Below are 20,629 nucleotides of genomic sequence, written 5' to 3'. Positions count from 1 at the left end.
GCTTCAATTGGTGCAGATACGCAGGGAACGGCAGGACACATGACCGTGCAGCAGGACGCCCCGGGCGGCGGCGACACCCAGGATCTCGAGGTCTGGATCGACCAGGACCTGTGTACGGGGGACGGCATCTGTGTGCAGTACGCACCCGAGGTGTTCGAGCTGGACATCGACGGTCTGGCGTACGTGAAGAGCGACGAGGACGAACTGCTCCAGGACAAGGGCGCCACCACACCGGTGCCGCTGCCCCTGCTCCAGGACGTCGTCGATTCGGCCAAGGAATGCCCGGGCGACTGCATTCATGTACGTCGCGTTTCGGACAACGTGGAAGTTTACGGGCCGGACGCGGAGTGACGGCTCAGGCGCCGCGGGCGGTGCTTCCCGCGGGGGTGACTGTCTTGACGAACGCGTTGCCCTTCCACTGCCAGGTGACGCTCTCCAGTTCGTCCGGGCAGCAGCGGGGGACGGTCTCGGAGGAGTAGCCGAGCAGGGTCGCCGACACCTTGCCGTCACGGACGGTGAAGTCGGTGACGGAGAGTTTTCGAGCGGGGTCCACCAGGGTCGCCACGACCCGGGGTGCGGCCCCGCTCGGCTGTGTCACGACGTAGATGCCGCTGGGCGGCGTGCCGGATCCCGCGGCGCAGCGGACGACTGCCACGGTCTCGGGGCCGCCGTCCCCGTCGAGGTCTCCGGTGGCGCTCTCTGCCACGGTCTGCCCGACGGCTCCGCAGTCGAGCGGGAAGGTGACACCGGCCGGGTCGGGGGCCTCGGCGGCGGGCGCGCCGCCGTGCTGCGTGGTCACCCGGTGCTCGGACGCCGAGGCCGTGGCGGTGGCCGCCTCGGGCTGGAGCAGGCCCGCGGCCGCGACCACGGCGGCCATCGCCGTCGCCGTGGCGAGCCAGTGCACCGGCTTGGCGGCGGTGTGCGCGAGGTCCGGGAGCGCGGAGGTCTGCACGCGGTATGTCTCCTGTGGTTCCTGGAGGCCTGAAAGAGGCGGTACCGGACGAGGGCCGGCGGGCGGGGTGGCCAGCATCGTGCCACACCTCACACCCGGGGGGAACGGCGGGGTCCTGACGGCCGCAGAAAAGCGCCGCCGCCGGGTTCCCGGGTCGGTCCGGGAACTCGGCGGCGGCGCCGGCTCGTGGTGCGGGTCAGTCGCGGTTCGCGCTGCCGCTCCGGCCGCCGGGGCCGGTGTAGTCCTCGCCGTAGGCGCCCTTGGAGGGGCGCCGGCGCCGCAGCGGCGGCTCCACGCCGTCCGCGAGGCGGCGTGCGGTGACGAGGAAGCCGGTGTGGCCGATCATCCGGTGGTCCGGCCGGACCGCCAGACCCTCGACGTGCCAGTTGCGGATCATCGACTCCCACGGCTGCGGCTCCGCGAAGCAGCCGATCTCGCGGATGGACTCGACGGTCCGCGAGAGCTGCGTCGTGGTCGCGACGTAGGCGCAGAGGATGCCGCCGGGCACCAGCGCCTTGGAGACGGCCTCGAGGCACTCCCAGGGGGCGAGCATGTCCAGGACGACGCGGTCGACGTCGGTGTCCGAGAGGTTGTCCTGGAGGTCGCCGACGGTGAGCTCCCAGGCGGGGTGCGGCGAGCCGAAGTAGCGCTCGACGTTCTGCTGGGCGATCTCGGCGAAGTCCTCGCGGCGCTCGTAGGAGTGCAGCATGCCCTGCTCACCGATGGCGCGCAGCAGGAAGGTGCTGAGCGCTCCGGAGCCCACTCCCGCCTCCACGACGCGGGCGCCGGGGAAGATGTCGGCGAAGGCCAGGATCTGCCCCGCGTCCTTGGGGTAGACCACGGCGGCACCGCGGGGCATGGACAGGACGTAGTCGGGGAGCAGGGGGCGCAGCGCGAGGTAGGCGACGTTTCCCGTGGTACGGACAACACTGCCCTCGGGAGCACCGATCAGCTCGTCGTGCTGGAAAGAACCCTTGTGGGTGTGGAAGTTCTTCCCGGCCTCGAGCGTGAAGGTGTAGTGACGTCCCTTGGGGTCGGTGAGCTGGACCTGGTCCCCGACTTTGAATGGGCCGCGACGGCGGGCGGCACCGGTCGGTTCGGACATGTGAACAGCGTACCGGTATTTCGGGGGCCCCTTTCCGGGGCCTCAGGCCGAGGGGCGGGCCATGGCCTTGATGAAGGCGCGCTCGACGTCGGTGGTGGAGAGGACGCCGTAGATCTCCCCGGTGTCCTCGACCACCAGGTACTCGGTCGCGGGGGTGGCCTTGAGCCGGTCCAGGAGAGCCTCGCCCGCGAGCTCGGCGGAGACCTTCATGCCGTCGGTGAGGTCCTGGGCGAGACCGCTCACCGGCACCCAGGGGCGGCGGTGCTCGGGGACCCCGGCGATGGCCGCCTCCCGTACGACGCCCTTGGGGGCGCCCTGTCCGTCGACGACGACCAGGGCGCGTGCGCCTGCCTCGTTGGCACGGCGGAGTGCCTCCGAGAGCGGGGTGGCGGACTCGACGGGCACGGCGCGCCGGGTCAGGGTGCGGGCCCGGAGCTCGGGGAGGTGTTCGCGGAGCCGCGCCGTCCTCAGACTGTTGCCCGCCCCGGTCCAGATGATCGCCGCGAGGATGGCCGCGAGGAGGGCGTCGGTGACTGTCTCGAAGCCGCTGATGTCGTCGGTGGCGTTGCCGAGGGCGCCGGTGTGGGTGAGGAGCGGGAGGCCGACGAAGACGGCGATGGCCAGTCCCCTGCCGACCCACGCGGCGGCGACGGTGCCGCTCATCGGCTTGCCCGTGATCTTCCAGACGACGGCGCGGAGCATCCGTCCGCCGTCCAGGGGCAGACCGGGCAGCAGGTTGAAGGCGGCGACGATGAGGTTGGAGATCATCAGACCCGCGAGGAGTACGCCCGGGACGGTGCCCGCCTCGACGAACTGGAGCGGGATGTAGAAGACACCGCCGAGGACGAGGGAGAGCAGGGGCCCCACGAAGGCGAGGACGAACTCACGGCCGGGGGTCTCGGTCTCCTTCTCGATCTCGGAGACTCCGCCGAAGAACTGGAGCTGGATACGGCGCACCGGCAGCTTGTAGCGCAGGGCTGCGACGGTGTGGGCCAGCTCATGGACGAGCACCGACGCGTAGAAGGCGATGGCGAAGAAGAGCGCCACCAGGTAGCGGGCCCCGCCGAGTTCCGGCAGGACACGGTCGAGCTGTCCGCCGAAGACCCAGGTGATCAGGGCCGCGACGACGAACCAGCTGGGGGCGACGTACACGGGCACGCCGAAGGGACGGCCCATGAGCAGGCCGCCGCCCGGATCCGCCGGGCGCCGGGGCTTGCCCTTGTCCGGTCCGGTGCCGGGGTCCTTGTCCCCTGCGCCGGGCTGCGGGCGCCCGCTGTCGCCGCTCTCGTCCACGGGATCCCTCCGGTAGGTGGCTCATGCCACGATCGTGCTGTGTGCGAGCTCTGTGGTCGATGGTATGCCGCCGGGTGTCGGTGGCGGGCCGTAGGGTCTTCGACATGACGTCCGTACCGCGCCCGCCCCAGCCACCCTCGTCCCTGTCGCCGTCGCGCGCGAACGATTTCATGCAGTGCCCCCTGCTGTACCGCTTCCGGGTGATCGACAAGCTGCCCGAGAAGCCCAGTGAGGCTGCTACCCGGGGCACGCTGGTGCATGCGGTGCTGGAGCGCCTGTTCGACGCCCCCGCGGCCGACCGTACGGTGCCGGGGGCCAAGGCCCTGATCCCCGGCCAGTGGGACCGGCTGCTGGAGTCGAAGCCCGAGCTGACGGAGCTGTTCGAGGGCGATCCCGGAGGGGAGCGGCTCGCGGGGTGGCTGGGCGAGGCGGAGCGGCTGGTGGAGCGCTGGTTCTCGCTGGAGGACCCGACGCGCCTGGAGCCGGCCGAGCGGGAGCTGTTCGTCGAGACGGAGCTGGACTCGGGCCTCCGGCTGCGCGGGGTGATCGACCGGGTCGACGTGGCTCCGACGGGCGAGGTCCGGATCGTCGACTACAAGACGGGCAAGGCGCCGCGGGCGGAGTACGCGGAGGGCGCCCTGTTCCAGATGAAGTTCTACGCCCTGGTGGTGTGGCGTCTGAAGAACGTGGTGCCGCGCCGACTGCAGCTCGTCTATCTCGGCAGCGGTGACGTGCTGACGTACGACCCCGTGCCGGCCGACCTCGAGCGGGTGGAGCGCAAGCTGCTCGCGCTGTGGGAGGCGATCCGGCTGGCCACCGAGACGGGCGAGTGGCGGCCGCGGCCGACGAAGCTGTGCGGCTGGTGCGACCACCGGGCGGTCTGTCCCGAGTTCGGCGGGACTCCCCCGGTCTATCCGCTGTCCGTCCGCCCGGCCGAATCCGTGGAGGCTGTACAGGGCAGAATGGAGCCGGCCGAGGCCGGTCGGCCGGTGGCCCTCGAAGGCCCTTAAGGAGATTACGTGGCTATCCGCGTCCTGCTCGTCGATGATCAACCACTGCTGCGCACCGGCTTCCGGATGATCCTGGAGGCCGAGGGCGACATCGCGGTGGTCGGTGAGGCAGGCGACGGCCTGCAGGCCATCGACCAGGTACGGGCGCTGCAGCCGGACGTCGTACTCATGGACATCCGGATGCCCCGGATGGACGGGGTCGAGGCGACCCGCCAGATCACCGGCCCCGGGCGGGACGGCCCGGCGAAGGTCCTGGTGCTGACGACGTTCGACCTCGACGAGTACGTGGTGGAGGCGCTGCGCGCCGGTGCCAGCGGCTTCCTGCTGAAGGACGCGCCGGCCGTCGAACTGGTGCAGGCCATCAGGGTGGTGGCGGCGGGCGAGGCGATGCTGGCACCCAGCATCACGCGCCGTCTTCTCGACAAGTACGCCGACCATCTGCCGTCGGGCGAGGCGCCCGTCCCGGATGCCCTGCACACCCTCACCGAGCGTGAGGTGGAGGTGCTGAAGCTGGTGGCGCGCGGTCTGTCCAACGCGGAGATCGCGGCCGACCTGTTCGTGAGCGAGACGACGGTCAAGACGCATGTGGGGCACGTGCTGACGAAGCTGAGCCTGCGCGACCGCGTGCAGGCCGCCGTGTACGCGTACGAGAGCGGGCTGGTGCGTCCGGGCGCCCAGTGAGACGGGGCTGAACGCGGGACCGGCGCGGTCCGGGGCTTGTGGCCCCGGACCGCGCCGGTCCTGTTTCCGGACGCCGGGTCAGGACATGCCGCGTGCGAGCTCCCAGAGCTGGAGGTCCGCCGAGGAGTTGACGGCCCATTCCACACCGGTCAGCTCGTCGAGCGAGGCGACGTACTGCTTGCCCTGCCAGACGGGGAGCACGGGGACGTCGTCGGCGACGATGTTCTGGAGCTTCTCGAAGGCCGGCGTGGCGGCGCTGCGGTCCGCCTCGCGGCGGGACTGCGGGATGAGCGTCTTCTGCGCCTCGGTCGACTTGTACGGCAAGCCGAGGAAGTTGCCCTCGTCGAGGAACGGAGCGATGTAGGTGTCCGGGTCCGGGAAGTCGGGGAACCAGCCCATGCCGAAGACCGCGTACTCGCCCTTCTTCTGGGCGGGGCGGTACTTGTCCCAGGGTGTGCCCTCGACGTCGACCTCGAACAGCTTCGACGCGTTCAGCTGCTTCGCCAGGGTCTCGTACTCGGCCTTGGTGGCGGGGCCGTAGTGGTCGGTCGTGTAGTGCAGGGTGAACTTCACCGGGGTGCTGATGCCGGCCTTCTCCAGGGTCTGCGCGGCCCCGGCGACGCTGGGCTCGCCGTACTTGTTGAAGAAGGAGTTGGTGTGGCTGGTGATGCCGGACGGGATCAGCGAGTAGAGCGGCTCGGCCGTGCTGCCGTACACCTTGTTCGCGATGGCGCCGCGGTCGATGACCTGCGCGACGGCCTGGCGTACGGCCTTGTCCTCCACCACGGGGTCCTCGGTGTTGAACGCGAGGTAGCTGATGGCCAGGCCGGGCATCTCGGTGAGCTTGATGCCCTCCTTGGGTGCCGTCAGCATGTCCTGGGCCTGCTCGGGCGACATGTTGCGCGTCATCATGTCGATCTTCTTGTCGTCGAGCGCCTTCCCCATCGCCTTCGCGTCGGGGAAGAGGTTCAGTTCGACCTTCTCGTTGCGGATCTTCAGGTCACCCTTGTACTTCGGGTTCTTGGTGAAGACCACCTTGACGATCTGGTCGTCCTTGACCTCCGGCTTCATGGTGTACGGGCCCGACCCGTCGATCTGGAAGCCCTCGCGGGGGGTCTTCGCCCCGTACTTGTCCTTCTGGACGATGCCGGCGGGCGGCGTGGCGAGCTTGTACGGGAAGGTCGCGTCCGGGGTGCTCAGGTGGAAGACGATCTCCTTCTCACCCTTGGTCTCGATCGTGTCGATGTTGGCGAACAGGGCGGAGGGGCCGCTCTCGTCCTTGATGTCGAGGATCCGCTGGATGGAGTACTTCACGTCCTCCGGGGTGACGGGTGTGCCGTCGGCGAAGGTGAGACCGTCGCGCAGCGTGCAGCGGTAGCTCTCGTTCTCCATGTCCGTGAAGGTGCAGCTCTCGGCCGCCTCGGGCACCGGCTCGCCGCCGCCGCGCGGTATGTGCGTCAGGGTCTGCACGGTCTGGCGGAGCAGGTTCCACACGCCCGCTTCGTAGCCGATGGCCGGGTCGAGCGGGGCCGGGTTGTCCTTCGAGGCGATGAACTGGTCCGTCGTCCCGACAACGATGGCATCGCCCCCGTCGTCCGACCCGCCGCAGCCGGCGAGAACGGGTGCGAGCAGGCCCACTACGGCCGGCAGCACCAGCGTCTTGCGGTTCATCTGGACGTTCTCCCTCATTCCGTCATGTGAGAAAACCGAGATTAGTAGGCGCCGCAGGGCGACTTGACCGGTGCGGATCCGCTCCGTATCCACTCGGTGATCACCGATGACGGGTTGTCCATGTCGCCGCCGGGAATGTTTCGTACACGTCTCAATGAATACGGACGTATGGGCTCTCGAAGCCGACATACCGAACGGCCTCGAGAACCCTCGAAGGTCACGACGAGTGACGAATGTCACTCCGGGACATCATCGACCGCATTGACATGGACCTGATTTACGCGATGTGCGAAAGCGGGGAACGGACAGAATTGGCACCGGAGTTCTTGTCACCTGCCGACGAAACACCCTCGGTGCCACGGTCGTCACTCGTCCGCGACCAGACCCCGCAGGAAGGCGAGGTCCACCTGCTCCAGGGAGGACACGACGGCACGCCCCGGCGCGGGGGCGATCGCCGCGACGGAGGGCACCGCGACGACACGGCAGCCCGCCGCTTCGGCCGCGGCGACACCTGTCGCGGTGTCCTCGACGACCGCGCAGCGCCAGGGATCCGCCCCGAATCCCGCCGCCGCGGCGAGGTAGGGCTCGGGGTGGGGCTTGGTGCGGGCCACCTCGTCGCCCGCGACCGTGAGCGCGAAGTGGTGACGGCCCACGGAGTCCAGGACCCGGTCGATGATGCGCCGGTGCGAGGCGGAGACCAGAGCTGTGGGCACCTCGTGCGCGGCGAGCTCGGCGAGCAGCCGGGCCGCGCCCGGCATCAGCGGCACACCGCGTCCGATGCGCTTCTCGAAGCGGTCGTTGAGCAGCACGGTGAGCTCCTCGATGGCGATGTCGGCGCCGGTGACCTCGATGAGGTACCCGGCGCTGCGGGTCATCGGCCCGCCGACGACCACGTCACGCCACGCCTCGTCCAGCCGGTGGCCGAGGTCGGCGAAGACCTCGACCTCCACGTCCCACCAGAACCCCTCGGTGTCGACCAGTGTGCCGTCCATGTCGAGGAGGACGGCTTGGAGCGCCGACCCTTCTGCCGAGCGGGTCAGGGACGCGGGGACCGTACTGGTCATCCGGCACACCTCCATGAGGGACGAGAAGGCCGGCCGCCTTCCCGTGGGAACGGCGACCGGCCTGCACTGGACCGACCATTCTACGACTCGTGGCCGCGTCGCGCGCGGAGTGCCGCATGACCGCGCGTCGAACACCTGGCTACCGCGCGTTGAAGTACTTCGCCTCCGGGTGGTGGATGACGATCGCGTCGGTGGACTGCTCGGGGTGCAGCTGGAACTCCTCGGAGAGCTTCACCCCGATCCGCTCGGGCTCCAGGAGGTCGGCGATCTTCGCCCGGTCCTCCAGGTCCGGGCAGGCCCCGTAGCCCAGCGAGAAGCGCGCTCCGCGGTACTTGAGCGCGAACATGTCCTCGACGTCGGACGGGTCCTCACCGGCGAACCCGAGCTCGCTGCGGACCCGGGCGTGCCAGTACTCGGCGAGCGCCTCCGCCAGCTGCACGGAGAGCCCGTGCAGCTCCAGGTAGTCGCGGTAGGAGTTCGCCTCGAAGAGCTCGGCGGTGGCCCCGCCGATCTTCGAACCGACGGTGACGACCTGGAGACCGATCACGTCGGTCTCCCCGGACTCCTCGGGCCGGAAGAAGTCCGCGAGGCAGAGGCGGCGGCCGCGGCGCTGGCGCGGGAAGGTGAAGCGGGTGCGCTCGGAGCCGTCCTCGTGCAGCAGGATCAGGTCGTCGCCCTTGGAGACGCAGGGGAAGTAGCCGTAGACGACGGCCGCCTCCAGCAGGTTCTCGGTGTGGAGCTTGTCGAGCCAGCCGCGCAGGTGCGGACGTCCCTCGCGCTCCACGAGCTCCTCGTACGTCGGTCCGTCGCCGGCCCGGGCCTGCTTGAGGCCCCACTGGCCCTTGAAGAGGGCGCCCTCGTCCAGCCAGGAGGCGTACTCCTTGAGCTGGATGCCCTTGACGACCCGGGTGCCCCAGAACGGCGGCTCCGGGACCGGGTTGGTGACGGAGACGTCGGAGCGCACGCCTTCCTCGGGCTCCACGACCTCCGCGACGGGGGTGTCCCGCTTGGGCACCCTGCGCTGCTTCAGTTCGGGGAGGGTGGCGCCGGGGACACCGCGCTTGACCGCGACGAGGGCGTCCATCAGCCGGAGCCCCTCGAAGGCGTCGCGGGCGTATCGGACCTCGCCCTCGTAGATCTCGTGGAGGTCCTGTTCGACGTAGGCCCGGGTCAGGGCCGCCCCGCCGAGGATCACCGGATAGTCGGCCGCCAGCCGGCGCTGGTTCAGCTCCTCCAGGTTCTCCTTCATGATCACGGTGGACTTCACGAGGAGGCCCGACATGCCGATGACGTCGGCACGGTGCTCCTGGGCGGCGTCCAGGATCGCGGAGACGGGCTGCTTGATGCCCAGGTTGACCACGTTGAAGCCGTTGTTGGACAGGATGATGTCGACGAGGTTCTTGCCGATGTCGTGCACGTCGCCGCGGACCGTGGCCAGCACGATGGTGCCCTTGCCCTCGGCGTCGGTCTTCTCCATGTGCGGTTCCAGGTGCGCCACCGCGGACTTCATGACCTCGGCGGACTGGAGAACGAAGGGCAGCTGCATCTGGCCGGAGCCGAACAGTTCGCCCACGATCTTCATGCCGGCCAGCAGGGTGTCGTTGACGATCTCCAGCGCGGGCCTGGTCAGCAGCGCCTCGTCGAGGTCCGCCTCCAGACCGTTCTTCTCACCGTCGATGATGCGGCGCTGGAGTCGCTCGTCCAGTGGCAGGGCGAGGAGTTCCTCGGCCTTGCCCTGCTTCATCGACTTCATGTTGACGCCCTCGAAGAGCTCCATGAGCCGCTGGAGGGGGTCGTATCCCTCCTCGCGGCGGTCGTGGATGAGGTCGAGGGCGACCTTGACCTGCTCCTCCTCCAGCCGGGCGATCGGGAGGATCTTGGAGGCGTGGACGATCGCGGAGTCCAGGCCGGCCTTCACGCACTCGTCCAGGAAGACGGAGTTCAGGACGACGCGGGCGGCCGGGTTCAGGCCGAAGGAGATGTTGGACAGGCCCAGCGTGGTCTGGACCTCGGGGTGGCGCCGCTTCAGCTCACGGATGGCGCCGATGGTGGCGATCCCGTCCTTGCGGGACTCCTCCTGGCCGGTGCAGATGGTGAAGGTCAGACAGTCGATGAGGATGTCGGACTCGTGGATGCCCCAGTTGGTGGTGAGGTCCTCGATGAGGCGCTCGGCGATGGCAACCTTGTGCTCGACGGTGCGGGCCTGGCCCTCCTCGTCGATCGTCAGCGCGATGAGCGCGGCACCGTGCTCGGCGGCCAGCCCGGAGACCTTCGCGAAGCGGGACTCGGGACCGTCGCCGTCCTCGTAGTTGACGGAGTTCAGTACGGCGCGGCCGCCCAGCTTCTCCAGGCCGGCGCGCAGAACGGGCACCTCGGTGGAGTCGAGGACGATCGGCAGGGTGGAGGCGGTGGCGAAACGGCCGGCCAGCTCCTCCATGTCGGCGACGCCGTCGCGCCCCACGTAGTCGACGCAGAGGTCGAGCATGTGCGCGCCCTCGCGGATCTGGTCACGGGCCATCTCCACGCAGTCGTCCCAGCGGGCGTCGAGCATGGCCTCGCGGAACTTCTTGGATCCGTTGGCGTTCGTGCGCTCGCCGATCGCGAGGTACGAGGTGTCCTGCCGGAAGGGGATGGTCTGGTAGAGCGAGGCGGCACCCGGCTCGGGGCGCGGGTGGCGGGGGGTGAGCTCGGAGCCGCGGACCCGCTCGACGAGCTGCCTCAGGTGTTCGGGCGTAGTACCGCAGCAGCCGCCCACGAGGGAGAGGCCGTACTCCTGGACGAAGGTCTCCTGGGCGTCGGCCAGGCCCTCGGCGTCCAGCGGGAAGTGTGCCCCGTCCTTGGTGAGCACGGGCAGCCCGGCGTTCGGCATGCAGAGCAGCGGGATGCGGGAGTGGCGCGTGAGGTAGCGCAGGTGCTCGCTCATCTCGGCGGGGCCGGTCGAGCAGTTCAGGCCGATCATGTCGACGCCGAGGGGTTCGAGCGCGGTCAGCGCGGCACCGATCTCGGAGCCCAGCAGCATGGTGCCGGTGGTCTCGAAGGCCAGCGAGCAGAGCACCAGCAGGTCGCTGCCCATGGCCTCCAGGGCGCGCCGTGCGCCGAGCACGGCGGCCTTGGTCTGCAGGAGGTCCTGCGTGGTCTCGATGATGAGCGCGTCGGCGCCTCCGGCGATCAGGCCTTCGGCGTTCTGCTGGAAGCCGTCACGCAGGACCGTGTACGGGGCGTGCCCCAGCGTCGGGAGCTTGGTGCCGGGGCCGATGGAGCCGAGCACCCAGCGCTGCTGTCCGGTGGACTCGGTGAACCGGTCGGCGACCTCGCGGGCGATACGGGCGCCGGCTTCGGACAGCTCGTGGATCCGGCCGGGGATGTCGTACTCACCGAGGGCGGAGGCGTTGGCGCCGAACGTGTTGGTCTCGACGCAGTCGACGCCGACCGCGAAGTACTCCTCGTGGACCGACCGGACGATGTCGGGGCGCGTGACGTTCAGGATCTCGTTGCAGCCTTCGAGGTTCTCGAAGTCCTCAAGGGTGGGGTCCTGGGCCTGGAGCATGGTGCCCATGGCACCGTCGGCCACCACCACGCGGGTGGCGAGCGCCTCACGGAGCGCTGCGGCTCGGATCCGGCTGTCAGCTGAGGGGGTCGGCAACGAGGCCATGGATGTTCTCCCTGGGATGCGACGGCTGTCGGCTTTGCGCCCTTCTGCGGAGGAGGGCACGCGGCCAGCGTAGCCGGGACGTGCCCGGGCCGGTCGTCGTGTCCCACGGGGCGGACTGCATGCTGTGCGGTGAAACGGGCCCTCGGCGGGTGGCGCATAATTTTCGCGCCAACGGACAGAGGTCGGCATCGACCGATAGTGTTCAGCATTGTCGAACCGAGGTGGAGGAGTACGGCGCGATGGCGAAGAACATCCAGTCGCTCGAGCGGGCAGCGGCGATGCTGCGTCTGCTGGCCGGCGGCGAGCGCCGGCTCGGGCTGTCCGACATCGCGTCCTCACTGGGGCTGGCCAAAGGCACCGCGCACGGCATTCTGCGCACCCTCCAGCTCGAGGGCTTCGTCGAGCAGGACCCCGCGTCCGGCCGCTACCAGCTGGGCGCCGAGCTGCTGCGCCTGGGCAACAGCTATCTCGACGTGCACGAGCTGCGGGCCCGCGCGCTGGTGTGGACCGACGACCTGGCCCGCTCCAGCGGCGAGAGCGTCCATCTGGGCGTGCTGCACCAGCGCGGCGTCCTGATCGTCCACCACGTCTTCAGGCCCGACGACAGCCGCCAGGTGCTGGAGGTCGGCGCCATGCAGCCGTTGCACTCCACCGCCCTGGGCAAGGTCATCGCGGCCTACGACCCGGTCGCGCACAGCGAGGCCACCGAGGTGGAGCTGCGCCCCTTCACGCCGCGCACGGTCACGGGCGAGGAGGAGTTCGAGTCACTGCTCGACCTGATCCGGGCACAGGGCTGGGCGGCCGACGTGGAGGAGACGTGGGAGGGCGTGGCGGCGGTGGCCGCCCCCATCCACGACCGGCGCAGGATGCCGGTCGGCGCCGTGGCCGTGACGGGCGCCGTGGAACGCGTCTGCGCGGGCGGCGAGCTGCGGCCCGAACTCGTCGCCGCCGTGCGCGACTGCGCCCGCGCCGTCTCACGGGACCTGGGCGCCGGACGCTTCTGAGCACCCCGCGACGTCGGTAACGATCGAGTCGCGCGTCACACACCCCTTGACTCACTCTTCATCGGGGAGAAACATTGCCGTTCACCGGTCGGCATTGCCGAACACTTAACGGCAATACGCGTTAGGGTGTGACAGTGCCGAGGGCCGGTCAAGCCCAGAGGTGAAGTACCCGTACCGCACGAGTACCCACCTCGGGTGCGATCCACCGGAGGGACCCGGTGTTTCGCCTTCCCCTGGACGAAGGACAAAGGAGTCACGGGTGTCCAGCTCCGACATCTTCATCGGCGAGACCATCGGTACCGCCGTACTCGTACTGCTCGGCGGCGGTGTCTGTGCCGCCGTCACGCTCAGGCGCTCCAAGGCGCACAACGCCGGCTGGCTGGCCATCACCTTCGGGTGGGGCTTCGCCGTACTGACCGGCGCCTACATAGCCTCCGGCGTGTCCGGTGCCCACCTCAATCCGGCGGTCACGATCGGCCTGGCGATCCAGGGCGGCACCGCGTGGAGCGACGTGCCCCTGTACCTCGCGTCCGAACTGCTCGGCGCGATCATCGGGGCCGTGCTCGTCTGGGCCGTCTACTACGGACAGTTCCACGCGCACCTCACCGACCCCGAGGTCGTGAAGGACCAGCCGGCCGAGGAGGGCATGGTCGACCAGTCGGCGGCGCCGAAGGCGGGCCCCGTCCTCGGCATCTTCACCACCGGCCCGGAGATCCGGCACGGGGTGCAGAACGTCGTCACGGAGATCATCGCCACGTTCGTGCTCGTCCTGGCGATCCTCACGCAGGGCCTCAACGACGAGGGCAACGGCCTCGGTGCCCTCGGTGCCCTGATCACCGCGCTGGTGGTCGTCGGGATCGGTCTGTCACTCGGCGGCCCGACCGGTTACGCGATCAACCCGGTGCGCGACCTCGGACCGCGCATCGTGCACGCGTTGCTGCCGCTTCCGAACAAGGGCGGGTCGGACTGGGGCTACGCCTGGGTACCGGTGGTAGGACCGCTCATCGGGGCCGCACTCGCCGGCGGGCTCTACAACCTCGCCTTCGCCTGAGCCAGACCCGCACACCACACAGACCTCCGGGAGCCAACCGTGACCGACGCACACACCACCGGCCCGTTCATCGCGGCCATCGACCAGGGCACCACGTCCAGCCGCTGCATCGTCTTCGACAAGGACGGCCGGATCGTCTCGGTCGACCAGAAGGAGCACGAGCAGATCTTCCCCAAGCCCGGCTGGGTCGAGCACGACGCGACCGAGATCTGGGAGAACGTCCAGGAGGTCGTGGCCGGGGCGATCGTCAAGGCCGGCATCACCTCCGCCGACGTCAAGGCGATCGGGATCACCAACCAGCGCGAGACCACGCTGCTCTGGGACAAGAACACCGGTGAGCCCGTCCACAACGCCCTCGTCTGGCAGGACACCCGCACCGACGCGCTCTGCAAGGAGCTCGGCCGCAACGTCGGCCAGGACCGCTTCCGCCGCGAGACGGGCCTGCCGCTCGCGTCGTACTTCGCCGGCCCGAAGGTCCGCTGGCTGCTCGACAACGTCGAGGGGCTGCGCGAGCGCGCCGAGCGGGGCGACATCCTCTTCGGCACCATGGACTCCTGGGTCATCTGGAACCTGACCGGCGGCACCGACGGCGGCGTCCACGTCACCGACGTCACCAACGCCTCGCGCACCCTCCTGATGAACCTGCACACGATGCAGTGGGACGACAAGATCGTCCAGTCGCTGGAGATCCCGTCCTCCGTCCTGCCCGAGATCCGGTCCTCCGCCGAGGTGTACGGCAACGCCAAGGGCGGCGTCCTCGACGGCGTCCCGGTGGCCTCCGCGCTCGGCGACCAGCAGGCCGCGCTGTTCGGCCAGACCTGTTTCGCGCAGGGCGAGGCCAAGTCCACGTACGGCACCGGCACCTTCATGCTGATGAACACCGGCCACACCCCGGTGAACTCCTACAACGGGCTGCTGACGACCGTCGGCTACCAGATCGGCGAGCAGAAGCCGGTCTACGCCCTCGAGGGTTCCATCGCCGTCACCGGTTCGCTGGTCCAGTGGATGCGCGACCAGATGGGGCTGATCAAGTCCGCGGCCGAGATCGAGACGCTCGCCTCCTCCGTCGAGGACAACGGCGGCGCGTACTTCGTGCCCGCGTTCTCCGGCCTGTTCGCCCCGTACTGGCGTCCCGACGCCCGCGGTGTGATCGCCGGACTGACCCGGTACGTCACCAAGGCGCACATCGCCCGTGCCGTGCTCGAGGCCACCGCCTGGCAGACCCGCGAGATCAGCGACGCCATGACCAAGGACTCCGGCGTCGAACTGACCGCGCTCAAGGTCGACGGCGGCATGACCTCCAACAACCTGCTGATGCAGACGCTCTCCGACTTCCTGGACGCGCCCGTGGTGCGCCCCATGGTCGCCGAGACCACCTGCCTCGGCGCCGCCTACGCCGCCGGTCTCGCCGTCGGCTTCTGGCCGGACACCGACGCGCTGCGCGCCAACTGGCGCCGCGCCGCCGAGTGGACACCCCGCATGGCCGCGGACACCCGCGACCGCGAGTACAAGAGCTGGCTCAAGGCCGTCGAACGGACCATGGGCTGGATCGAGGACGAAGAGAGCTGAGGAGCAATCACATGACCACCCTGCAGAGCGTCCCCGCCCTCGGGACGCATCCGGCCTCCGGCTCCCTCCCGAGCCGCGCCGAGACCCGGGAGCAGCTGTCCAAGGCGACGTACGACCTCCTGGTGATCGGCGGCGGCATCCTGGGCATCTCCACCGCCTGGCATGCCGCGCAGTCCGGGCTGCGGGTGGCGCTGGTGGACGCCGGTGACTTCGCCGGCGCCACCTCCTCCGCGTCCTCCAAGCTGCTCCACGGCGGTCTGCGCTACCTCCAGACCGGCGCGGTGAAGCTGGTCGCGGAGAACCACTTCGAGCGGCGCGCGGTGTCCCGTCAGGTCGCCCCGCACCTGGCCAACCCGCTCACCTTCTACCTGCCCGTCTACAAGGGCGGACCGCACGGCGCCGCCAAGCTCGGCGCGGGTGTGTTCGCCTACTCGGCGCTGTCCGCGTTCGGTGACGGCGTCGGCCACGTGATCAGCCCGGCCCGGGCACAGCGCGACGTGCCGGAGCTGCGCACCGACAACCTGAAGGCCGTCGCGGTCTACGGCGACGACCAGATGAACGACGCCCGGATGGCGCTGATGACGGTCCGCGCGGCCGTGGACGCGGGCGCCGTGGTCCTCAACCACGCCGCGGTGACCGGCCTGCGGTTCACCAAGGGCCGGGTCACCGGTGCCGAGCTGGAGGACCGTCAGGACGGCACGGAGTTCGGCGTCGACGCCCGCCTCGTGCTGAACGCCACCGGCCCGTGGGTCGACCACCTGCGGAAGCTGGAGGACCCGAACTCGGCCCCCTCCATACGTCTGTCCAAGGGCGCCCACCTCGTCCTCAAGCGCACCCGGCCGTGGAAGGCCGCGCTGGCGACGCCCATCGACAAGTACCGCATCACGTTCGCCCTGCCGTGGGAGGACATGCTGCTGCTCGGTACGACGGACGAGGAGTACGAGGGTGACCCGGCAGACGTCGCGGTCACCGAGAAGGACACGGCGCAGATCCTCGACGAGGCCGCGTTCTCGGTCCGGGACCAGCAGCTGTCCCGCGACCTGATCACCTACTCCTTCGCGGGGCTCCGGGTGCTGCCGGGCGGTCCCGGGAACACCTCGAAGGCCAAGCGCGAGACGGTCGTGACCGAGGGCCGCGGCGGGATGCTGTCGGTCGCGGGCGGCAAGTGGACGACGTTCCGCCACATCGGCCGCACGGTGATGAACAAGCTGGCCGAACTGCCCGGGCACCCCCTCGCCGAGGACATGGAGCCGATGGCGCGGCTGCCGAAGAAGGTGCCGCTGCCCGGTATCGCCAACCCGAACGCGGTCGCGCACCGGCTGCTGGTCGACGGCGGTACGCCGGGGCCGCGGATGTCCGCCGACACGGCACGGCACCTCGCGACCCACTACGGCTCGCTGTCGTTCGACATCGCGCGGCTGGCGAACGAGAACCCGGCCCTCGGAGAGCGCATCCACCCCGACGCCCCGGAGATCTGGGCTCAGGTGGCGTACGCGCGCGACCGCGAGTGGGCCGAGACGGCGGACGACGTGCTGCGCCGCCGGACGACGCTGACGATCCGGGGCCTCGCGACCGACGACGTCCGGTCCAAGGTCGAGGACATGCTGGCCGACGGCCGCTGACGGCGGCGGCAGGCGGCATCAGGGGCGGTCTCCCGGTCGGGAGGCCGCCCCTGCCGCATACGGACCCGTGATGCGTGCCATGCAGCCGCCACACGGGTGCAACGTGACGCGGGGACAGTGGGGAGATGCCCGAGACACAGGGATTCCATCTGTCAGCGGCTCTGGACGGCGCCGGTTCGCATCCGGCCGCGCCCGCCAGGCCCTTCACGCCCGAGGAGTACGCCCGGCTGGTGCGTCGTGCCGAGGCCGGACTGCTCGACTTCATCACGGTGGAGGACGGGCCCGGGCGGCGACGAGCGACTCCGAGCGTGCCCGGCTGGCACGGATCTTCGGCACTGCCGAGGGCGACCGGCAGTTGGCCGAACTCTTCGCGCAGGCGGACGAGTTCCTGACCGAGGCCACCGGGGCATGGGGCGCCACCGTGTCCTCCCCGCAGGGCAGGCCGCCGGTGGCTCTGCTCGCGCACGCCACGGCCCCTTACCGGCTGGCGGCCACGCACGGCGACGTGGTCCTCGTGACTCCCCCGGACACCGCCGCGCTGGTCGCCGTGCGCGAGGAGGTGGAGGCGCTCCGGGAGGAGGCCGGCCGGTCCGCGGGCTCGCTGAGGGTCTTCGCCGACGTGAACGTCGTGCTCGGAGACAGCCAGGAGGCGGCCGACGCACGCCGGGCCGGCCTGGAGGAGGCCGCCGGTGCTCCGTTCACCTCGGACGCCGCCGTTTTCTCCGGCACGCCCGACGGCCTGGCGGACCTTCTCGAGGAGTGGTTCACCGAAGGTGGCGCCGACGGTTTCCGGCTGCGGCCGGCGGTGCTCCCCGACGACCTGGAGGTGATCGTCACAGGACTGGTGCCCGTCCTGCAGCGGCGTGGGCTCTTCCGCACCGCCTATTCCGCCCGGACCCTGCGCGGCCACCTCGGCCTCGACTGACCGGATCGAGCCGGCAGCGGGGCCGCCGCCTCTGCGGTCGGCGCGGTCCGGTCCGGCCCTTCGGCAGCCCGTGGGCCTCCGTCTCCCTCGCATGGCCGCATAATGAGAGACATACATCGGATGTCTTGTGCGCGAGGAGGCCCCACATGGCCGTCACCGACGAAGCGATCGAAAAAATCAAGGGAATGATCGTCTCAGGTGCGCTGGCCCCGGGAGACCGGCTCCCCAAGGAGAGCGAACTCGCGGCCGAGCTGGGCCTGTCGCGCAACTCGCTGCGCGAGGCGGTGCGCGCGCTGTCGCTGATCCGCATCCTCGACGTCCGTCAGGGCGACGGCACGTACGTCACCAGCCTGGATCCGCAGCTGCTCCTGGAGGCTCTCAGCTTCGTGGTGGACTTCCACCGCGACGACACCGTGCTGGAGTTCTTCGCGGTCCGCCGGATCCTGGAACCGGCGGCCACGGCGATGGCGGCGCTGCGTATCGAGGAGGATCAGCTGGACGCCCTGAGCGCCCAGCTGGACGCGCTGGGGCCCGAGCCCTCGGTGGAAGCGCTGGTCGCCGGCGATCTGGAGTTCCACCGCGGCATCGTCCAGTCCTCCGGCAACTCGGTGCTGTGCTCCCTGCTGGACGGCCTCTCCGGCCCGACCACCCGGGCCAGGGTGTGGCGCGGGCTGACCCAGGAGGACGCGGTCAACCGCACCCTGCGCGAGCACCGGGCGATCCTTGCCGCCCTGCGGGACCGGGACGCCGAGGCGGCCCGGTCCTGGGCGACGGTGCACGTGGCGAGCGTGGAGCAGTGGCTGCGCTCGACCCTGTGAGCCTCGGTCAGCCCTGCGAGGGGTCCGGGCGCAGCCGCAGGCCCTGCATCCCTCCGTCGACGGCGAGCGCCGTCCCGGTGACGGAAGCGGCGGCCGGGCTTGCCAGGTAGACGACCGCGGCGGCGACCTCGTCGGCGGACACCAGCCGTCCCAGCGGCTGGCGGGCGTCGAGCGCGGCACGCTCCGCGGCCGGGTCCTCGGCCTGCCCGAGCAGCCGGCCGATCCAGGGGGTGTCCGCGGTGCCGGGATTGACGCAGTTCACCCTGATTCCCTCCCGTACGTGGTCGGCGGCCATCGCCAGGGTGAGGGAGAGCACGGCGCCCTTGCTCGCGCTGTAGAGCGCGCGCTGCGGCAGACCGGCGGTGGCGGCGATGGAGCAGGTCTGGGTGATCGACACGGCGCCGGGCCGCGCGGTGGCGGCCCGGCGCAGGTGGGGCAGCGCGTGGCGGGCGGTGCGGACCATGCCGAGCACGTTGAGGTCCAGGACGCGGGTCCACTCCTCGTCGGCGTTGTCCTCGACGGTGCCGATCGAGCCGATCCCCGCGTTGGAGACCACCGTGTGCAGGCCGCCCAGTTCGGTGGCCGCCCGCTCGACGGCGTTCCGTACGGCGTCGTCGTCCGTCACGTCGGCACGGAGCGCGAGGGCTCCCGCGGGGGCGCCTCCCGGATCGAGGTCGAGCACCGCGACGCGCGCCCCCCGGGCGAGCAGCTGGGTGGCCACGGCCGCCCCGATGCCGGACGCGCCCCCCGTCACGAGTGCGGACAGTCCGTCGAAATCCTGCGTGGCGGTCATCGGCCGGTCTCCTCGGGTGTGCGGCGGGCCTGCCAGACGTGGCCCTGCGGATAGCGGTGTCCGGCGATCGAGGCGGGAAGCATCCGGGCCGAGAAGCCCGGTGCGCGGGGGGTGACGTAGTGGCCGTCCTCGATCACGGCGGGGTCGGCGAAGTGCTCGTGGAGGTGGTCGACGTACTCGATGACACGGTCCTCCCGGCTGCCGGACACCGCGACGTAGTCGAACATCGAGAGGTGCTGGACCAGCTCGCACAGTCCGACGCCACCGGCGTGGGGGCAGACCGGGACTCCGTACTTGGCCGCGAGCAGCAGGACCGCCAGGTTCTCGTTGACCCCGGCGACGCGCGCGGCGTCGATCTGGACGAAGTCGACCGCACCGGCCTGGAGCAGCTGCTTGAAGACGACCCTGTTGGCGATGTGTTCGCCGGTGGCGACCTTGACCGGCTGCCCGGCACGCACGGCGGCGTGGCCGAGTACGTCGTCGGGGCTGGTCGGCTCCTCGATCCAGTACGGGTCGTACGGGGCGAGTGCCTTCATCCACTCCACCGCGTCGGCCACGTCCCAGCGCTGGTTGGCGTCGACGGCGATCCGGATGCCGGGGCCGACCGCCTGACGGGCGACCGCGAGCCGGCGGATGTCGTCGTCCAGGTCGGCCCCGACCTTCAGCTTGATCTGGGTGAAGCCGTCCGCGACGGCCTCCTTGGCGAGGCGCACGAGCTTGTCGTCGTCGTATCCCAGCCAGCCGGGTGAGGTGGTGTACGCGGGATAGCCCTCGGCGAGGAGCCGCTCGGTGCGCTCGGCCCGGCCGGGCTCCGCGGCACGGAGGATGTCGAGCGCCTCCTGCGGGGTGAGTGCGTCCGTGAGGTAGCGGAAGTCGACGAGGGAGACGAGTTCCTCGGGTGTCATCTCGCCGAGGAACTGCCAGACGGGCTTGCCCGCCAGTTTCGCGGCGAGGTCCCAGGCGGCGTTGACGACGGCTCCTGCCGCCATGTGCATCACGCCCTTCTCGGGGCCGAGCCAGCGCAGCTGGGAGTCGTGGGTGAGCGTGCGGTACAGGGCGGCGAGGTCCGCCGCGTCCCGCGGGACGGGCCGCCCCACCACATAGGAGCGCAGCGTCTCGATGGCCGCGGCCATGACATCGTTGCCGCGGCCGATGGTGAAGCAGAACCCGTGCCCTTCCTCACCTGTGCCGCCCGGGCCGTCGGTGCCGTCCGTGCGCAGGACGACATAGGCGGCGGAGTAGTCGGGGTCGGGGTTCATGGCATCCGAGCCGTCCAGCTGTTCCGAGGTGGGAAACCGGATGTCGTCGACCTCGAAATCCACGACGGTCAGACTCATGTGCGCCCCCAGGGGAATAACATCGGATCTCTCAGCGGTCATCCGATGTATAGCCCCTCCCGAGCCCAGTAGTCCAGGGCTG

General features: G+C 70.3%; 18 protein-coding genes. 10 read left to right on the top strand and 8 right to left on the bottom strand.

Features of this window, described 5'->3' with window-relative positions; translation table 11 throughout:
• Window positions 1-39 precede the first annotated feature (39 nt).
• Window positions 40-351 carry a ferredoxin gene (locus P8A20_RS29755; protein ID WP_147962211.1) on the top strand — a complete coding sequence of 104 codons (312 nt, stop codon included), beginning with the start codon at window positions 40-42 and terminating at the stop codon, window positions 349-351.
• Window positions 352-355: 4 nt separating this feature from the next.
• On the opposite strand, the gene P8A20_RS29750 is transcribed toward P8A20_RS29755, so the two are convergent.
• The 3 genes from P8A20_RS29750 to P8A20_RS29740 form a co-directional block, all read right to left on the bottom strand.
• The gene (locus tag P8A20_RS29750; protein WP_147962210.1) at window positions 356-952 is read right to left on the bottom strand and encodes a hypothetical protein; all 597 of its coding nucleotides are present in this window, start codon (window positions 950-952) and stop codon (window positions 356-358) included.
• A 196-nt stretch (window positions 953-1,148) separates the two neighbouring features.
• A complete protein-coding gene (locus tag P8A20_RS29745; RefSeq protein WP_147962209.1) occupies window positions 1,149-2,057 on the bottom strand; it encodes a tRNA (adenine-N1)-methyltransferase in 909 nt (302 codons plus the stop codon).
• A 42-nt stretch (window positions 2,058-2,099) separates the two neighbouring features.
• Window positions 2,100-3,350 carry a site-2 protease family protein gene (locus P8A20_RS29740; protein WP_147962208.1) on the bottom strand — a complete coding sequence of 417 codons (1,251 nt, stop codon included), beginning with the start codon at window positions 3,348-3,350 and terminating at the stop codon, window positions 2,100-2,102.
• 170 nt (window positions 3,351-3,520) lie between these two features.
• On the opposite strand from P8A20_RS29740, the gene P8A20_RS29735 reads away from it, so the two are divergent.
• Both P8A20_RS29735 and P8A20_RS29730 read left to right on the top strand, forming a co-directional pair.
• Window positions 3,521-4,360 (top strand): RecB family exonuclease, encoded by an 840-nt coding sequence (locus tag P8A20_RS29735; protein ID WP_315986011.1) that lies wholly within the window; start codon window positions 3,521-3,523, stop codon window positions 4,358-4,360.
• A gap of 9 nt (window positions 4,361-4,369) precedes the next feature.
• Window positions 4,370-5,041, top strand: a complete 672-nt coding sequence (locus P8A20_RS29730; protein WP_147962207.1) for a response regulator — start codon at window positions 4,370-4,372, stop codon at window positions 5,039-5,041.
• A 78-nt stretch (window positions 5,042-5,119) separates the two neighbouring features.
• Here P8A20_RS29730 and P8A20_RS29725 read toward each other — a convergent pair whose 3' ends face one another.
• The 3 genes from P8A20_RS29725 to metH all read right to left on the bottom strand — a co-directional run bounded on the left by P8A20_RS29725 (window position 5,120) and on the right by metH (window position 11,428).
• Window positions 5,120-6,712 (bottom strand): ABC transporter substrate-binding protein, encoded by a 1,593-nt coding sequence (locus P8A20_RS29725; RefSeq protein WP_306104542.1) that lies wholly within the window; start codon window positions 6,710-6,712, stop codon window positions 5,120-5,122.
• Window positions 6,713-7,077: 365 nt separating this feature from the next.
• The gene (locus P8A20_RS29720; RefSeq protein WP_147962206.1) at window positions 7,078-7,776 is read right to left on the bottom strand and encodes an HAD family hydrolase; all 699 of its coding nucleotides are present in this window, start codon (window positions 7,774-7,776) and stop codon (window positions 7,078-7,080) included.
• Between the two features lie 139 nt (window positions 7,777-7,915).
• Window positions 7,916-11,428 carry a methionine synthase gene (metH, locus tag P8A20_RS29715; RefSeq protein ID WP_147962205.1) on the bottom strand — a complete coding sequence of 1,171 codons (3,513 nt, stop codon included), beginning with the start codon at window positions 11,426-11,428 and terminating at the stop codon, window positions 7,916-7,918.
• A 239-nt stretch (window positions 11,429-11,667) separates the two neighbouring features.
• On the opposite strand from metH, the gene P8A20_RS29710 reads away from it, so the two are divergent.
• The 7 genes from P8A20_RS29710 to P8A20_RS29680 all read left to right on the top strand — a co-directional run bounded on the left by P8A20_RS29710 (window position 11,668) and on the right by P8A20_RS29680 (window position 18,417).
• Window positions 11,668-12,432 (top strand): IclR family transcriptional regulator, encoded by a 765-nt coding sequence (locus tag P8A20_RS29710; protein WP_147962204.1) that lies wholly within the window; start codon window positions 11,668-11,670, stop codon window positions 12,430-12,432.
• Window positions 12,433-12,691: 259 nt separating this feature from the next.
• On the top strand, window positions 12,692-13,483 hold the full coding sequence (locus P8A20_RS29705) for an MIP/aquaporin family protein (protein WP_147962203.1): 792 nt from the start codon (window positions 12,692-12,694) through the stop codon (window positions 13,481-13,483).
• Window positions 13,484-13,522: 39 nt separating this feature from the next.
• Complete coding sequence (glpK, locus tag P8A20_RS29700) at window positions 13,523-15,052, top strand: glycerol kinase GlpK (RefSeq protein WP_147962202.1); 1,530 nt, start codon at window positions 13,523-13,525, stop codon at window positions 15,050-15,052.
• 11 nt (window positions 15,053-15,063) lie between these two features.
• Window positions 15,064-16,674, top strand: a complete 1,611-nt coding sequence (locus P8A20_RS29695) for a glycerol-3-phosphate dehydrogenase/oxidase (protein ID WP_147962201.1) — start codon at window positions 15,064-15,066, stop codon at window positions 16,672-16,674.
• 125 nt (window positions 16,675-16,799) lie between these two features.
• Window positions 16,800-17,066, top strand: coding sequence for a hypothetical protein (locus tag P8A20_RS38780; RefSeq protein WP_371606562.1), 267 nt, complete (start codon window positions 16,800-16,802; stop codon window positions 17,064-17,066).
• Complete coding sequence (locus tag P8A20_RS29685; RefSeq protein WP_306104541.1) at window positions 17,030-17,599, top strand: LLM class flavin-dependent oxidoreductase; 570 nt, start codon at window positions 17,030-17,032, stop codon at window positions 17,597-17,599. The genes P8A20_RS38780 and P8A20_RS29685 overlap by 37 nt, the downstream gene beginning before the upstream one ends.
• 146 nt (window positions 17,600-17,745) lie before the next feature.
• Entirely contained in the window at window positions 17,746-18,417 is a 672-nt protein-coding gene (locus P8A20_RS29680) for a FadR/GntR family transcriptional regulator (protein WP_147962199.1), read from the top strand.
• 7 nt (window positions 18,418-18,424) lie between these two features.
• Here the strand turns inward: P8A20_RS29680 and P8A20_RS29675 are convergent, their stop codons facing one another.
• Window positions 18,425-19,210: an SDR family NAD(P)-dependent oxidoreductase gene (locus P8A20_RS29675; RefSeq protein WP_147962198.1), complete on the bottom strand. Its 786-nt coding sequence runs from the start codon at window positions 19,208-19,210 to the stop codon at window positions 18,425-18,427.
• The gene (locus tag P8A20_RS29670) at window positions 19,207-20,547 is read right to left on the bottom strand and encodes an enolase C-terminal domain-like protein (RefSeq protein WP_147962197.1); all 1,341 of its coding nucleotides are present in this window, start codon (window positions 20,545-20,547) and stop codon (window positions 19,207-19,209) included. The genes P8A20_RS29675 and P8A20_RS29670 overlap by 4 nt, the downstream gene beginning before the upstream one ends.
• Between the last annotated feature and the right edge of the window lie 82 nt (window positions 20,548-20,629).

It is taken from the genome of Streptomyces sp. Alt3 (assembly GCF_030719215.1).
In the GTDB taxonomy this organism is placed as follows: domain Bacteria; phylum Actinomycetota; class Actinomycetes; order Streptomycetales; family Streptomycetaceae; genus Streptomyces; species Streptomyces glycanivorans.
The sequence above is the reverse complement of the archived record's forward strand: the minus strand, read 5'-3'. Positions and strand labels throughout refer to the sequence as shown.

Excerpts from the sequence above, each read along its gene's own strand:
- P8A20_RS29755 (WP_147962211.1), top strand. The coding sequence starts at position 40 with ATGACCGTGCAGCAGGACGCCCCGGGCGGCGGCGACACCCAGGATCTC.
- P8A20_RS29745 (WP_147962209.1), bottom strand. The coding sequence starts at position 2,057 with ATGTCCGAACCGACCGGTGCCGCCCGCCGTCGCGGCCCATTCAAAGTC.
- P8A20_RS29735 (WP_315986011.1), top strand. The coding sequence starts at position 3,521 with ATGCAGTGCCCCCTGCTGTACCGCTTCCGGGTGATCGACAAGCTGCCC.
- P8A20_RS29725 (WP_306104542.1), bottom strand. The coding sequence starts at position 6,712 with ATGAACCGCAAGACGCTGGTGCTGCCGGCCGTAGTGGGCCTGCTCGCA.
- P8A20_RS29720 (WP_147962206.1), bottom strand. The coding sequence starts at position 7,776 with ATGACCAGTACGGTCCCCGCGTCCCTGACCCGCTCGGCAGAAGGGTCG.
- metH (WP_147962205.1), bottom strand. The coding sequence starts at position 11,428 with ATGGCCTCGTTGCCGACCCCCTCAGCTGACAGCCGGATCCGAGCCGCA.
- P8A20_RS29710 (WP_147962204.1), top strand. The coding sequence starts at position 11,668 with ATGGCGAAGAACATCCAGTCGCTCGAGCGGGCAGCGGCGATGCTGCGT.
- P8A20_RS29695 (WP_147962201.1), top strand. The coding sequence starts at position 15,064 with ATGACCACCCTGCAGAGCGTCCCCGCCCTCGGGACGCATCCGGCCTCC.
- P8A20_RS38780 (WP_371606562.1), top strand. The coding sequence starts at position 16,800 with ATGCCCGAGACACAGGGATTCCATCTGTCAGCGGCTCTGGACGGCGCC.
- P8A20_RS29680 (WP_147962199.1), top strand. The coding sequence starts at position 17,746 with ATGGCCGTCACCGACGAAGCGATCGAAAAAATCAAGGGAATGATCGTC.
- P8A20_RS29675 (WP_147962198.1), bottom strand. The coding sequence starts at position 19,210 with ATGACCGCCACGCAGGATTTCGACGGACTGTCCGCACTCGTGACGGGG.
- P8A20_RS29670 (WP_147962197.1), bottom strand. The coding sequence starts at position 20,547 with ATGAGTCTGACCGTCGTGGATTTCGAGGTCGACGACATCCGGTTTCCC.